The sequence below is a fragment of the Mycobacterium hackensackense genome, from assembly GCF_025822555.1.
Taxonomy (GTDB): Bacteria; Actinomycetota; Actinomycetes; order Mycobacteriales; family Mycobacteriaceae; genus Mycobacterium; species Mycobacterium fluoranthenivorans.
On the sequence record NZ_JACKUC010000029.1, the window covers coordinates 552,231 to 566,450 of the forward strand.

Annotated in this window: 12 protein-coding genes; 6 read left to right on the forward strand and 6 right to left on the reverse strand. The window is 66.1% G+C overall.

What is annotated here, in order from left to right:
- Positions 1–43: 43 nt before the first annotated feature.
- Together H7J86_RS05785 and H7J86_RS05790 are read right to left on the reverse strand one after the other, a co-directional pair.
- A complete protein-coding gene (locus H7J86_RS05785) occupies positions 44–1,828 on the reverse strand; it encodes a nitrilase-related carbon-nitrogen hydrolase (RefSeq protein ID WP_267289834.1) in 1,785 nt (594 codons plus the stop codon).
- 178 nt (positions 1,829–2,006) lie between these two features.
- The gene (locus H7J86_RS05790; RefSeq protein ID WP_090357145.1) at positions 2,007–2,930 is read right to left on the reverse strand and encodes a LysR family transcriptional regulator; all 924 of its coding nucleotides are present in this window, start codon (positions 2,928–2,930) and stop codon (positions 2,007–2,009) included.
- Positions 2,931–3,093: 163 nt separating this feature from the next.
- Here H7J86_RS05790 and H7J86_RS05795 point away from each other — a divergent pair, with 163 nt between their 5' ends.
- Entirely contained in the window at positions 3,094–4,257 is a 1,164-nt protein-coding gene (locus H7J86_RS05795; protein ID WP_267289836.1) for an iron-containing alcohol dehydrogenase, read from the forward strand.
- A gap of 21 nt (positions 4,258–4,278) precedes the next feature.
- Here the strand turns inward: H7J86_RS05795 and H7J86_RS05800 are convergent, their stop codons facing one another.
- The gene (locus H7J86_RS05800) at positions 4,279–4,707 is read right to left on the reverse strand and encodes a MarR family winged helix-turn-helix transcriptional regulator (RefSeq protein ID WP_187098858.1); all 429 of its coding nucleotides are present in this window, start codon (positions 4,705–4,707) and stop codon (positions 4,279–4,281) included.
- Between the two features lie 97 nt (positions 4,708–4,804).
- On the opposite strand from H7J86_RS05800, the gene H7J86_RS05805 reads away from it, so the two are divergent.
- Positions 4,805–5,896: a substrate-binding domain-containing protein gene (locus tag H7J86_RS05805; RefSeq protein ID WP_090357334.1), complete on the forward strand. Its 1,092-nt coding sequence runs from the start codon at positions 4,805–4,807 to the stop codon at positions 5,894–5,896.
- A gap of 50 nt (positions 5,897–5,946) precedes the next feature.
- On the opposite strand, the gene H7J86_RS05810 is transcribed toward H7J86_RS05805, so the two are convergent.
- Entirely contained in the window at positions 5,947–6,399 is a 453-nt protein-coding gene (locus tag H7J86_RS05810) for a pyridoxamine 5'-phosphate oxidase family protein (RefSeq protein ID WP_090357151.1), read from the reverse strand.
- Between the two features lie 103 nt (positions 6,400–6,502).
- Between H7J86_RS05810 and H7J86_RS05815 the strand changes: the two genes are divergently transcribed.
- From H7J86_RS05815 to H7J86_RS05830, 4 genes are all read left to right on the forward strand, one after another.
- Positions 6,503–8,023 (forward strand): ATP-dependent DNA ligase, encoded by a 1,521-nt coding sequence (locus H7J86_RS05815; RefSeq protein WP_267289838.1) that lies wholly within the window; start codon positions 6,503–6,505, stop codon positions 8,021–8,023.
- A gap of 91 nt (positions 8,024–8,114) precedes the next feature.
- Positions 8,115–9,554, forward strand: coding sequence for an LCP family protein (locus tag H7J86_RS05820; RefSeq protein ID WP_267289840.1), 1,440 nt, complete (start codon positions 8,115–8,117; stop codon positions 9,552–9,554).
- A 77-nt stretch (positions 9,555–9,631) separates the two neighbouring features.
- Positions 9,632–11,926, forward strand: coding sequence for a carbon starvation CstA family protein (locus tag H7J86_RS05825; RefSeq protein WP_187098856.1), 2,295 nt, complete (start codon positions 9,632–9,634; stop codon positions 11,924–11,926).
- Positions 11,926–12,063, forward strand: a complete 138-nt coding sequence (locus H7J86_RS05830) for a YbdD/YjiX family protein (RefSeq protein ID WP_276064976.1) — start codon at positions 11,926–11,928, stop codon at positions 12,061–12,063. The genes H7J86_RS05825 and H7J86_RS05830 overlap by 1 nt, the downstream gene beginning before the upstream one ends.
- Here the strand turns inward: H7J86_RS05830 and H7J86_RS05835 are convergent.
- Both H7J86_RS05835 and H7J86_RS05840 read right to left on the reverse strand, forming a co-directional pair.
- On the reverse strand, positions 12,060–13,295 hold the full coding sequence (locus H7J86_RS05835) for a cytochrome P450 (protein ID WP_267289842.1): 1,236 nt from the start codon (positions 13,293–13,295) through the stop codon (positions 12,060–12,062). The two genes, H7J86_RS05830 and H7J86_RS05835, sit on opposite strands and share 4 nt — an antisense overlap.
- A gap of 49 nt (positions 13,296–13,344) precedes the next feature.
- Positions 13,345–14,220, reverse strand: coding sequence for an SDR family oxidoreductase (locus H7J86_RS05840; protein WP_267289844.1), 876 nt, complete (start codon positions 14,218–14,220; stop codon positions 13,345–13,347).

The window sequence follows — 14,220 nt, forward strand, 5'->3', positions numbered from 1 at the left end:
TGTGGACGCCGCCGGTGGCGTCCACACCCGTGCGGCATCGGGGTTAGGCGATCACTGCCGGGCTCGGTTCGTGAACCCGCCAATCGTCGAGCTCGGCACCGGCGTCGTGCACCAACGCGTCAGGGCCCGACAGCGCGCCGTACCAGTGCGGCAAGCGCATGGTGACGAGATCCTTGCGGCGCACCACGTTCGACGGGTAGACCGAGGCCGCGTCTCTCGTGTCGATGTGCACGGCGGCCACGCCCTCCTGACCGGCCAACACCTGCTCGTTACGCGGGAACGCGAAGGTGTCCGGTCCGAACACGCCCGAGCACCCACCCTCTCCGTCGGCGTCCACGGTGTTCGCGAAGGCGAGGTAGACGTTGTTCTCACCCGCTCGCACCCGCATGTGGTGCCAGTGCGTCAACGACGGCCCGGTGGGAATCGGATAGCTCTGCGCGACTGTACTTCCGCTGTGGCCCATCATGATTCGCTCGCGATTGTCGGCGCTTCCCGCGATGACATCGCAAGCGTTGAGGGCCAGGATCCGGCCGGACTCCGGTAACAGGAGGTCGTCGCCGTGCAGTAGTCCGACGCGGCCGAGCGGGATGTCTGCATAGGTCCAGGCTGACCCCGCTTCGAACAGCGCACGTTCACCGTGTCGGAGGTGGATCTTGCGATGCACTGCCTCGATGCCGTCGGGACCGATCAGGACCAGTGAGTTGTACTGCCGACCCTCGACGGGATCGGACTCTGCGAGACCCACGACCAGCCACGCCGATTCCGCGGCGGCCGCCTGCATGAGTTGTCCGACAGCTGGATCCTGCAGCGTCACCGCCCGGGTGGTCAGCGACAACTCCGGAAAGACGACGAGTTCGGCACCGCGTTCGGTGACAGACGACCTGAACATCCGGCTGATCGTGGCGAGATTGGCGTCAAGATCGGGCGCCGGACGAAATTGTGCCACCGCCACCGTCGCCGATTTGCCCTCCGGCAGTCCGCGGTGGCCGTAGAGACCGAAGAAGTCCTTCGGATTCCACAGGTAACTGTTGATCTGCAACTGACGGTAGAGTTCGGGCCGCCGCGCGCGGAGTGCGGGACGATCCGCCCAATCCTGTTGTGCAGCATCGACGGTGATGGTGGCCGTGGCGAGGCCGTCGCCGGAATCGATCTGGTCGAGAATGGTGGCGTCAGGTGCGATGACGCAGCTCCCGCCACTGAACTGCACGCCCCGCTCCAAGCCCCACCGATTGCTTTCTATGACGTAGCAACCATTTTCGTAGGCTCGCGAGATCCAATACGGCGCTGGGGTGCGTTCGGCCAACCAGTTGCTGAGATGACAGATCACCTCGGCTCCGCCCACCGCGGCCAGTCGCGCGGTCTCGACGAAGTGGATGTCCATGCAGATGAGCACGGCGATGCGCCCGATCTCGGTGTCGAATACCTGATGCCCGAGGTTTCCGGGGGCCGCCCACTTCGGTTCCGCGATGTACGCGTGCGTCTTTCGGTGCTTTCCGATGAACCCATCGGGACCGACGAACGCCGCGGTGTTGTAGAGCAAGCCGGTCTGCTCATCACGCTCCGGCATCCCGAACACGATGTAGCAGTGGTGTTCACGGGCGATCTGCGCGAACCGGTCCGTGGTGGGACCGGGCACCGGCTCTGCCATCCGCTCGGCCTCGCGCTGGTCGAAGAAGCAGTAACCCGTGGTGCACATCTCGGGAGCGGTGATCAGTTCGGCGCCGCCGGCGGCCGCGCGGGTGACGAGCTCTGCGACGCGGTCGATGTTGCCCGGCTTGTCGAACAACGTCGGCTCGAACTGAACGGCGGCGACCTGAATGTCTTTCACGTGTGAACCTTTCCGGCCGGGAATCTGCGTCCCAGTCCGCTCGTGATCGAAAGCACACGCTAGCCAGTTCACGATCAACGCTGAAGACATTTACGTTACGTATCGGTTAACTACTCCCCAGTATGTTTCGTACATGTTACGTCTAGTTCATTGAAGTGCTGTTTTATGTTTTTGGAAACTATTTTCTCGACGACCCATCGAGTCCTGACCGGCGCCTGGGCGGCCTCAGCTGAGGATGCGCCAGGACCAAGTCGTCCAACAGGGCGCGCAACGCACGCACGCGCGCCTGCCGCGATATCTCGCGCGGAACGACCTCCCAGTAGTGCCGGGTGACAGCGAATTCCGTTGGCAGCACACGGGTCAGCGTGTCGTCGGCGTCACCGATATAGGTGGGCAGCGGCGCGATACCCAAACCGGCGCGCACCGCGTGGTGATGGCCGGTGATGTTGGTGGTTTGCACACGGGCACGGATACCGGGTAGCAGACCACCCAGGAACCGCAGCGGGGCAACGTCGAGCAAGGCCTCGACGTACCAGATGACGACGTGCGAAGCGAGGTCACCGAGACTGCGCACTTCGGCGTGTTCGGCGACGTACGCCGAGGCCGCATACAGGCCCAGCTCATAGTCGGCGAGCGGACGTACCACTCCCGCGTGCGGCGATGGTTCCTCCAAGGTGATGGCCAGATCGAAATCGCGCATCGTGAGCACTCCGTGGGCGGTGGCCGTGACCACGGCGACCTCCAGGTCCGGATGTTCGTCGGTCAGGGGTAGCAGACCGGGGGTCAGCAGATAAGCCCCGAACCCGTCGGACGCGACGATCCGCAACTGTCCGCGCAGGCCCTGATGCCGGTCGGAATCCTGAAAAGCCGACACGACCGCCGCGTCGATCGCCTCGGCATGCGGCAGCATCCGCCGGCCGGCGTCGGTCAACTGCCACGCCCCGCTGGAGCGATCGAACAGCCGCTCTCCAGACGCTCTCTCCAGGCTTGCGATGCGGCGGGTCACGGTCGTGCGGTCGACCCCGAGGCGTCGTGCGGCATCTTGCGGTGAGCCCGAGCGCGTCACCTCGAGCAGATAGCGGAGGTTGTCGGCAGATTCCATGGTCCCCATCTTGCCGTGCAGATCTGCACGGTCAACGTGCGGATCTGACTGTTGACTGGTGCATATTCGCCCATGAAGCTGATACCGATTCCCCTGTCGGTCGGCGCGGGCCACGTGCCCGAACTGCTACGAACCGAGTCAGCAATCGAGATCGAGGACACCTATGACACATGCCATTTCCGTGCCGCGAACCATGAGGATCGGCGGCGGCTCCATCGACGAGACCGGTGCAGTGCTCAGCGACCTCGGCGCCCGGCGCCCCCTGATAGTGACCGACGCGTTCCTGGTCAGCACCGGCCAGGTCGACAGACTCGTCGCAGTATTGGAAGCCGCCGGGGCGAGCGTCGCCGTGTACTCCGACACCGTGCCCGATCCGACCACGGATTCGTTGGCCCCCGCCACGTCGGCGCTGGTTGCACATCGCGCCGACAGTGTCGTCGGTTTCGGTGGAGGCAGCCCGATGGACACCGCCAAGGCACTGGCCGTACTGGGCGTCAACGACAAGCCGATGCGAGAGTTCAAGGCGCCCAACGTCTACACCGGTCCCGCGCTACCGATCGTGGCGATCCCGACCACGGCCGGAAGTGGATCGGAGGCCACTCAGTTCACCGTCATCACCGACAGCGCCACCGACGAGAAGATGCTCTGCATCGGGACGTCGTTCCTGCCGATCGCCGCGATCATCGATTACCGCCTCACCATGTCGATGCCGGCACGACTGACCGCCGACACCGGTATCGACGCACTCACCCACGCCGTCGAGGCCTACGTCAGCCGCAAGGCCAACGCGTTCTCCGACGGTTTGTGCCTCCTTGCCATCCGGGCGATCGGTGAGAACATTCGGCGGGTGGTCGCCGACGGGCACGACGAGCAAGCACGTGCGGCCATGATGATCGCGGCCACGCAGGCCGGAATGGCGTTCTCGAACTCCAGCGTCGCCCTGATCCACGGCATGAGCAGGCCGATCGGCGCGCATTTTCATGTGGCACATGGCCTTTCAAATGCCATGCTGTTTCCCGCGGTGACCCGGTACTCGATCGACGGTGCCGCCGATCGGTACGCCGACTGCGCCCGCGCCATGGGTCTGGCCACCGAGCACGATCCGAGCGCGATCGCCGCCGCGAAGTTTGTCGAGGGAATATCCGAACTGTGCCGCGACCTCACAGTGCCGACCCCCCAGCACTACGGCATCTCTCGCGCCGACTGGGATCGGCTCATCCCGACCATGGCCGAACAAGCCCTGGCCTCGGGGTCCCCGGCCAACAATCCGCTCGTTCCCGACGCCGATGACATCGCGGCGATCTACGACGAGATCTATGCCTGGTGACCGAGCCCGGCGGCGGGATCCCTACGCCGGGATCCCGCCGTTGCTCGGGGCGGAAACCGCCACGTCACGCACCAAGTCGCACAACGCCGTCAACTTCTGTAGCTGATCTTGGTCGTACAGCAGGTCGCAGCGATCCACGGTTTCGGCCAGATGCCGGTACGAACTGGCGCCCCGCGAGGTCAGCCGAAGATTGATCTTGCGCCGGTCGACGTTGTCCGTCCGGCGATACACCAGGTTGTTGGCCACCATGCGGTCGACGATCTTCGTCAGTGCCGACGGCGGAATCGATGTCGTCTCGCTGATCTCCGACATGGCGAGGGCCCCAGAGTCCTTGAGACAATCCAGGATCCGCCACTCCTCCAGGGTGCATCCCCCTGCGGCGAGCACCTCACGAACCCGCTCCAGCAGCGAGTTCTGAATCGCGCTCAACGCCAGCGCAGCCTGGCTCACGGTTCCCAACTGTCGTTACCTCCCGCCGTGGATTACCGTAGCGGGTGGTTCAGGGTAATCGAACGACAACCCCGACCTGGTGGTGGAGATGGGCCGCATGAACAGCAACGCACGGACGGAATCGGACGCCGTCGTCGTCGGCGTGGTCAATCCGCTACAGGGACCACTCGGGATCATCGGTCCGTCGGCGCAACTGTGTGCGGAACTGGCTGCCGAGGAGATCAATCGCGAGGGCGGCATACTCGGCCGCGAGGTGAAACTCGTGCACGTCGACGGCGGTGCGCAGGTGCACAAAGTTCGAGCGCAGGTGCTTGAACTCGCCATGGCAGGCAGAATACAAGCGGTCGCAGGCGTACACACGTCCACCGTGCGGGAATCACTGGCATCGGCCATCGGTGGCGCGATCCCCTATATCTACAACTCGTTGTACGAGGGTGGCGAGCGGCGCCCGGGCGTCTTCGTCACCGGCGAGACGCCGGAGACGCAGCTGTTGCCCGCGATGACACTGCTCGCCGGGGAGAGGCGCATCTCCCGCTGGGCCTTGGTCGGCAACGACTACGTGTGGCCACGCGGCACCGCGAACACCATCCGAGGGCATCTCGCCACGACAGGATCCGGGACCCTCGTCGACGAGATGTACGTTCCGCTGGGCACGTCGAACTTCGACGCACAGCTCGACCGGCTCGAGCGCTCGACCGCCACGGCGGTGGTGGTTCTACTGGTCGGGCAGGACGCCGTCGAATTCCACCGGCAGTACGCCGAACGCGAGCTGGACGCCAAGGCGGTACGCCTGACACCCCTGATGGACGAGAACATGCTCCTGGCCGCGGGCGATCGCAGTTGCCGCGACCTGTACGTCGGCGCCGGCTATTTCTCGTCGCTGTGCACCTCCGACAGTCTCGACTTCGTCGGGCGATATGCCCGCCGGTTCGGCGCTGACGCCCCGTTGGTGGGGACGATGGGTGAATCGTGCTACGAGGGATTGCATCTGCTGGCGGCGCTCGCGCGTACCGCCGGCACGCTCGACGTGAACGTGATGACCACGCTGTCGAATTCGCTGGTATACGAATGCGCTCGCGGCGTGCAGCGCCTCGACGCCGGACACACGGCCCCCAGAACGTATCTGGCCGAAGCCGACGGGTTCGACTTCAACGTGCTCACCGAGATGACTGCCGTCCCACCTGGTTGACCGGAACGAGGTTGACCGGCACCACACAGTCCACCCGAACCGGCCGCGGGTTACTGTGCGGACTCCGACACCGCGGCCGCGTGGTAGTGCGGGCTGGCCGGGTCGCGGAACTCACGCCCGGTCATCTGTTCGGTCTTGATCCGAATGAAGTGGTCACGCCGGCCGGTTACCCATGGCGTGACGAAAGTACCTGCCACCTCGACTATTTCATCGATATCGGTGATGGGCTCCGCATGGCCGACGACGGTCACACTCCATCCGGAACGGAGGTCCTGGTCCAGATCGTCGGCTTCGAAGGCCACCACCTGATGGTCGGCCGCAGCGGCCAGTTTGCCTCCGCCGGCGACCCGGATCACCACATCGTGGCGGCACAGCCGGAAATTCACCGGTTGCACCGCGGGCAACGCACCCTCGGTGAAGATGAGCCGACCGACGCGGGTGCTCTGCAACCGGTCCAGGCATTGCCGTCGGTTGAGCACATCCAGCTCGTGTGTGTTCGACATGTCCGCCGCCTCTCTCGCTCCTGCTGTCACTCTGCGCGCCCGGCGGCGCCGCACACAGGGCCGAAAGTCCCGACTTGTCTGTGCCTCGTGGCACCGTGGAGACATGTTGCTCAGCGCAGTGGCGGATGCCTCGGCCGAGGTGGGCGCGTCGTCCTCGCGGCTGGCCAAAGCGGCGCGGGTGGCCACGCTGCTGGCCCACTCCGATCCCGACGTGGTCGGCACCGTGGTGTCCTGGCTGACCGGTGAGCTTCCGCAGCGCCAGATCGGTGTCGGGTGGGCCGCCTTGCGGGTGCTGCCACAACCCGCCGCGGTTCCGGAGCTGACGGTGTCCGGCGTCGATGACACCTTCAGCAGGATCAAGACCACCACCGGCAAAGGTTCGCGGGCTCTGCGCACCCAGCTGCTCGCCGAGCTGTTCACCGCGGCCACCGCCGCCGAACAGACCTTCCTGCGGCGGCTGCTGTCCGGCGAACTGCGTCAGGGTGCACTCGCCGGGGTGATGGCCGACGCCATCGCCCGGGCCGCCGCGGTACCCGCAGCCGACGTCCGCCGGGCTGCGATGCTGGCCGGCGATCTGTCCGCGGTCGCGGTCGCCGCACTGTCCGAGGGCGCCGCCGGTCTGGCCCGGTTCACCCTCACCCTCGGACGACCGGTCGGGCCGATGCTCGCACAGACCGCGACCGGTGTCGGTGACGCGCTCGAAAAGCTGGGTGGTGAAACCGTTTTCGAAACGAAGCTGGACGGCGCCAGGGTTCAGATCCATCGTCGCGGCAACGACGTGACGGTGTACACCCGCAGCCTGGACGATGTCACCGCGCGCCTGCCCGAGGTCGTCGAGGCCGCCCGCGCCCTGCCGGTCACCGATCTCATTGCCGACGCGGAAGCCATCGCGTTACGGCCGGACGGACGCCCGCACCGGTTCCAGGTGACCGCCTCGCGGTTCGGCAGTACGGGTCGAGGCGAACAGCCGTTATCGGTGTTCTTCTTCGACCTGTTGCATCACGACGGCACCGATCTGCTCGATCTGCCGACCACCGAACGTCTGGCCGTCCTCGATGCGGTGGTACCCGCCGCGCAGCGGGTGGACCGGCTGATCACCGCCGATCCAGACGCAGCGGCGCGGTTCCTGGATGCCACGCTCTCAGCGGGGCACGAAGGGGTGATGGCGAAATCGCCGACCGCACCGTATGAGGCCGGTCGCCGCGGATCCGGGTGGCTGAAGGTCAAACCGGTGCACACCCTGGATCTTGTGGTGCTCGCCGTGGAATGGGGTTCGGGGCGGCGCACCGGCAAGCTGTCGAATATCCACCTCGGTGCCCGAGATCCGGCGACGGGCGGATTCGTGATGTTGGGCAAGACCTTCAAAGGCATGACCGACGCCACCCTGGACTGGCAGACCCGGCGGTTCACCGAGCTGGCCGTCCACGGCACCGACGGTTATCTGGTCGAGGTACGCCCGGAACAGGTCGTCGAGATCGCCTTCGACGGCGTGCAGGGTTCGACGCGGTATCCGGGCGGGATGGCGCTGCGGTTCGCCCGGGTGTTGCGTTATCGCGACGACAAGACGGCCGGTGAGGCCGACACCATCGACACCGTGCGGGCGTTGTTCCAGCGGGCCGACTGACCCCCATAACCCCCAGCACGCTGCGAGGACGCTCACAGCTACGGGTGCGATCATCTCGGTGATGCCGACCCCGCCGCGGAGATGACCACCCATGATTCGTAAAGCGATCGGCGTCTTCTCAGCGCTCGTCCTGGTGCTGACCGGTGCCGCTTGGTGGCAGGTGTATCGCGCGGTCGGCGGCATCACGGTGTCCGATGCGCTGGGCGCCCTGGGTGTCACCGCACACTCCACCGGCGGCGCCATGAATGTCCTGCTGATCGGCCTGGATTCGCGCAAGGATCAAAACGGCAACGACCTGCCCCAGGAACTACTGGACAAGCTGCACGCCGGCGACTCGGATTCCGGCGGCTACAACACCAACACGCTGATCCTGGTGCACATCTCCCCCGACGATCACGTGACGGCGTTCTCCATTCCCCGTGACGACTATGTGGACGTCACCGGCATCGTGCCCGGTAACGACAACATCAAGATAAAAGAGGCGTACGGCCTGACCAAGGCCGCCGCCGAAGACACCCTCGTCAACGAGGGGGTCGGCGACCAGTCGACGCTGGAGTCCAAGGGTCGCGAGGCCGGCCGGGCGGCGACGCTGAAAGTGGTACAACGCCTGACGGGGGTCCCGATCGACTATTTCGCCGAGATCAATCTGGCGGGTTTCTACGACCTGGCCGACAGTCTCGGTGGCGTCCAGGTGTGCCTGAATTCGGCGGTGTCCGACGACTATTCGGGCGCCCAGTTCCCGGCGGGCAACCAGACTCTGGATGCCGAACAGGCCGTCGAGTTCGTCCGGCAACGCCACGGCCTGGACAACGGCGACCTCGACCGCACCCACCGCCAGCAGGCGTTCCTGGTATCGGTGATGCGCCAGTTGCAGGACAGCGGAGCGTTGGCGGATGTCGGCAAGCTCCAGAGCCTCATCGGGGTCGCGCACAAGGACATCGTGTTGTCGAGCGGCTGGGGCGCGGACCAGTTCCGCCGGGTGGCCGAGCTTGCGGGCGGCCATGTCGAGTTCCAGACCCTGCCGGTCCTGCGCTATGACAATGTCGACGGCCAGGCCGTCAACATCATCAACCCCGCGGCGATCAAGGCGGAGGTCAGCGCCGCCTTCTCGGGTGATCTGCCCGACTTCACCGCACTGCCCACCAGCACGGTCGACGTGATCAACGCCGGCGGCACCGAAGGACTGGCGGCCACCGTCTCGGATGCCCTGCGCGCCAAGGGCTTCAATATCGGCGACGTCCGCAACGCGACGGCCGCGGATCCGACCGCCACCGCGGTGGACGGCGGCACAGGCACCGGGACCGATGTGCACATCGTCGGAACACTGCTCGGTATCGACTCCACGCCCACCCCTGATGACGCTGTCGGCGCCGGGCACATCCGGATCGTCCTCGGCGCGAACTACGTGCCACCCGGTACCGTCACCGCGGCCGGATCCACCGAGGCCGTGTCCACGTCGGGCTCAGACACGCCCGACGTGCCCAACCCGGGCAAACCCATCGACAACGGGCAGATTCCCTGCGTCGACTAGTTGCGGGACTCACGATCGGACGCGGGAATTCCACAGTTCGGTCACAGTCCGGATTTGCGCGATGCAAGGATCGGGGTATGGCCGGACCTTCTACACCTTCTGCGCGTGGGCTCGAAGAGCACAAGGGCGATATCACCTATATCCGGACGGAGCAGGATCTACCCCCGGTCGCGATCATCGACCGCTCCCCGATCACCGTGCGGCACCGCATCATCTTCGGCGTCATCGCCCTGCTCGGCGCGGTGGCCTGGGCGCTCATCGCCTTCGTGCGCGGCGAGACGGTCAACGCGGTGTGGTTCGTCATCGCCGCCATCTGCACCTACGTCATCGGCTTCCGGTTCTATGCGCGGCTGATCGAGAACAAGATCGTGCGCCCGCGCGATGACCATGCCACCCCGGCCGAGATCTTCGAGAACGGCACCGACTACATGCCCACCGATCGGCGGGTGCTGTTCGGGCATCACTTCGCCGCGATCGCCGGCGCGGGCCCCCTGGTCGGGCCGGTGCTGGCCATGCAGATGGGCTATCTGCCCGGCACCATCTGGATCATCGTCGGCGCGTTGGTCGCGGGCTGCGTCCAGGACTACCTCGTGCTGTCCATCTCGGTGCGCCGCCGCGGCCGCTCCCTGGGGCAGATGGCGCGTGACGAGCTCGGCAGCATCGGCGGCGTCGCCGCCATCGTCGGCGTGCTGGTGATCATGGTGATCCTGCTCGCCGTGCTGGCGCTGGTGGTGGTCAACGCCCTCGCCGAGAGCCCGTGGGGCGTGTTCTCCATCGCCATGACCATCCCGATCGCCCTTTTCATGGGACTGTACCTGCGGTTTTTGCGGCCCGGCCGGGTGTCGGAGGTGTCGCTGATCGGGGTGGTGCTGCTGCTGCTCGCGGTCGTCTCGGGCGGCTGGGTCGCCGAAACCGACTGGGGAACAGACTGGTTCACGCTGTCGAAGGTGACGCTGTCGTGGTGCATCATTGTCTACGGCCTGGCCGCGTCCGTGCTGCCGGTGTGGTTGCTGCTGGCCCCGCGGGACTATCTGTCCACGTTCATGAAGGTCGGCACCATCGTGCTGCTGGCCATCGGCATCCTGCTCGCGCGCCCGGTGATGGCGGCCCCGGCGGTCTCGCACTTCGCCGGCAGCGGCTCCGGCCCGGTGTTCGCCGGCGCACTGTTCCCGTTCCTGTTCATCACCATCGCCTGTGGAGCCTTGTCCGGCTTCCACTCGCTGATCTCCTCGGGCACCACGCCGAAGCTGCTGGAGAAGGAATCTCAGATGCGGCTGATCGGCTACGGCGGCATGCTCACCGAGTCGTTCGTGGCCATCATGGCGCTCATCACCGCGGCGATCCTCAACCAGCACCTGTACTTCGCGATCAACGCACCGTCGGCCCAGACCGGTACCACGGCACAGACCGCGGCCGACTACGTCAACGGCCTGGGCCTGTCCGGGCAGCCGATCACCGCGGGTGAGATCACCGACGCGGCCGCCAGCGTCGGCGAGAAGTCGATCGTCTCCCGCACCGGCGGCGCCCCCACCCTGGCCTTCGGGATGTCCGAGGTACTGCACCAGGTGTTCGGCGGCGCAAGCCTCAAGGCGTTCTGGTACCACTTCGCGATCATGTTCGAGGCCCTGTTCATCCTGACCACCGTCGACGCGGGCACCCGGGTGGCCCGGTTCATGTTGTCCGACGGGCTGGCCAATCTGGGTGGACCGCTGAAGAACCTGCGCGACCCCAGCTGGCGCGTCGGCGCGTGGCTCTGCAGCATCATCGTCGTGACGGCGTGGGGCAGCATCCTGCTGATGGGTGTCACCGATCCGCTCGGTGGCATCAACACGTTGTTCCCGTTGTTCGGCATCGCCAACCAGCTGCTCGCCGCGATCGCACTGACCGTGGTGACGGTGGTGATCATCAAACGCGGGTTGGTGAAGTGGGCCTGGATCCCCGGTGTTCCGCTGCTGTGGGACCTGACGGTGACGATGACCGCCTCGTTCCAGAAGATCTTCTCCGGCGATCCGAAGGTGGGCTACTGGACCCAGCACGCGCAGTACGTCGCCGCGAAGGACGCCGGCAAGACGGCCTTCGGCGCCGCCAAGAATGTCGATCAGCTCGACGCCGTCATCCGCAACACGTTCATCCAGGGCACCCTGTCGATCATCTTCGCGGTGCTGGTGCTCATCGTGTTCCTCGCCGGCCTCGTGGTGGCGCTGCGGACCCTGCGCGGCGCCGGCCGGCCGCTCTCGGCAGACGATCCGGTGCCGTCCCGGCTGTTCGCCCCCTCTGGCCTGATCCCGACCGCCGCCGAAAAGGAGGTGCAGAAACAGTGGGACGCCTTACCTCCCTCATCCACAAGATCAGTTGGTACTGCTCATCATTGATGGGCGACAACCACTATCAGCGCTATGTCGAGCACCGTCGGCGCACCCATCCAGACGAGCCGGTGCTCAGCGAGCGGGAGTACTGGCGGATGCGCCACGCGGCCGCCGACGCCAACCCGGGCGCCCGCTGCTGCTAGCGCAGCCGGTACCGGATCGGCAGGTGCTTGAGACCGCCGACGAACGTGGTGGCGATGTGCTCGGGGGTGCCGGCCAATTCGATCGATTCCAGTCGCGGTACCAGCGCGGAGAAGAAGCTGTTCACCTCCAGACGCGCAAGTGCCGCGCCCAGACAGAAGTGCACGCCGTAACCGAAGGCGATGTGCTTGTTGGGATCCCGGCCGATATCGAACCGGAACGGATCGGTGAACACCTCGTCGTCGCGGTTACCGGACACATACGACAACAACACCGAGTCACCGGCCGCGATCCGCACGCCGCGGATCTCATAGTCGCGCTGGGCCGTCCGCATGAACTCCTTGACCGGCGTGGTCCACCGGATCATCTCCTCGACCGCCAGCGGCATCAGACTCGGATTCTGCTGCAACCGCGCCAGTTCCTGCGGGTGCTCGAGCAGCGCATGCATACCACCGGAGATGCTCGCGCTCGATGTGTCATGGCCGGCCGCAGCGAGAATGGCGTAGTACGAGACGGTTTCGATATCGTTGAGCGGTTCGCCGTTGATGGTGGCGTTGGCGATCGCGGAGGCGAGGTCCTCGGTCGGATTGGCTCGTCGTGCGGCGGTCAGCTCGGTAAAGTACTGGAACATCTCCAGCAGGGCCAGGCCCCGTTCCTCCATGCTGGTGCCGCGCTGGAATTCCTCGTCGTCGCTGCCGAAGAGTTCCTGGGTCCAGTGCAGCAGTGAGGTGAAGTCGGCCTCGGGCACACCCAGCAGCGTCATGATCATGTAGAGCGGGTAGTTGACCGCCACCTGCTGGACGAAATCGCATTCGGGTCCCTGCGCCGCCATCCTGTCGACGAACTGTGCCGCCAGTTCGTCGGCGCGGTCCTTCAACGCGCGCATGGCCTTGGGCCGGAACCAGTTCGCCCCGATCGCCCGGAAATCGCGATGCTGCGGGTCGTCCATGTGAATGAGCGTCTTGATCCCGATGGCGGCCTGCTGCTCGTCACCCTCCCTGGTGATCAGCAGCGGCCGTGGCGAGTTGGTGAAGACCTCATTGGCGCGTTCGATCTCCATGATGTCGGCGTGCTTGGTGATCGCCCAGAACGGGGCGTAGTCGGGTACCTCGACCCACGCTATCGGGGCGTTGGCCCGTAGATGGGTCAGCGCGGCGTGCAGTCCGGCTTCGTCGGTGTAGGCCTTCGGGTCGGCAAGAACCTTTGCGGCCTCGTCCATGGTCGGCATGCTCACCGGCGGCTCCTCACTGCTGAAAGATTGATTGCTGACATTGCTGTAAGCACTACCGTGGAACATCCCCGACTTCGAGATCCGCGCCGCACACCACCCCGAGCGCCGCCTGCGCCCGGTTTTCGTAGTCTCGACGTGCGGCGGCGTCGAACTCGAGGAACACCGTGTCGGTGCCGAAGCGGCGGCCCACCCAACGCCGGCCCCGCGGTCCGAGCAGACCGAGCGGCCCGAGCACGAACCGGATTCCGCCGGGCACGGTGACATGCGTCCTGGGCCTGTCGAGCGTCTTGACGATCGCCGCGGCGATGGCCTCGGGTTCGACGGGCCGGTTCGTCCTGGTCTGCGCCGTGCCGGAGATCAGTTCGGTGCGGGTGAACGGGGGCATCACCACGCTGACCTGCACACCGCGGGCGGCGAACTCATCGGACATGGCACTGGACAGGCTGATCACGGCGGATTTCGTTGCGGCGTAGACGGTCTGGCCGGGCACCGGCATCAGGCCGGCCAGCGAGGCCACGTTGACGATGTGACCGCGACGGCGCTCGATCATCTCCGGCAGGACCAGCTGACAGCCGGTGACGACGCCGTACAAGTTGACCTCGATCGCCGAGCGCAACGCCCGTTGCCCCTGCTCCAGGAAACCGCCGATCGGCATCACCCCGGCATTGTTGATCAGTACGTCGACCGCGCCGCCGCCGTCGGCGCGCACGTGGGCCAGAAAGCCCGAGAACGACGCGCGGTCAGTGACATCCAGCGGGTGACCGCTGACCCGCCCACCCAGTGATGCCACCGCCGACTCCAGGGCGGCGACATCGCGATCGCCGATGACCACGCGCGCCCCACGCGCGAGCAGCGCCTGCGCGGTCGCGTAGCCGATCCCCCGCGCCGCGCCGGTGATGGCCACCGTGCGGCCGCTGATGTTGTCCAC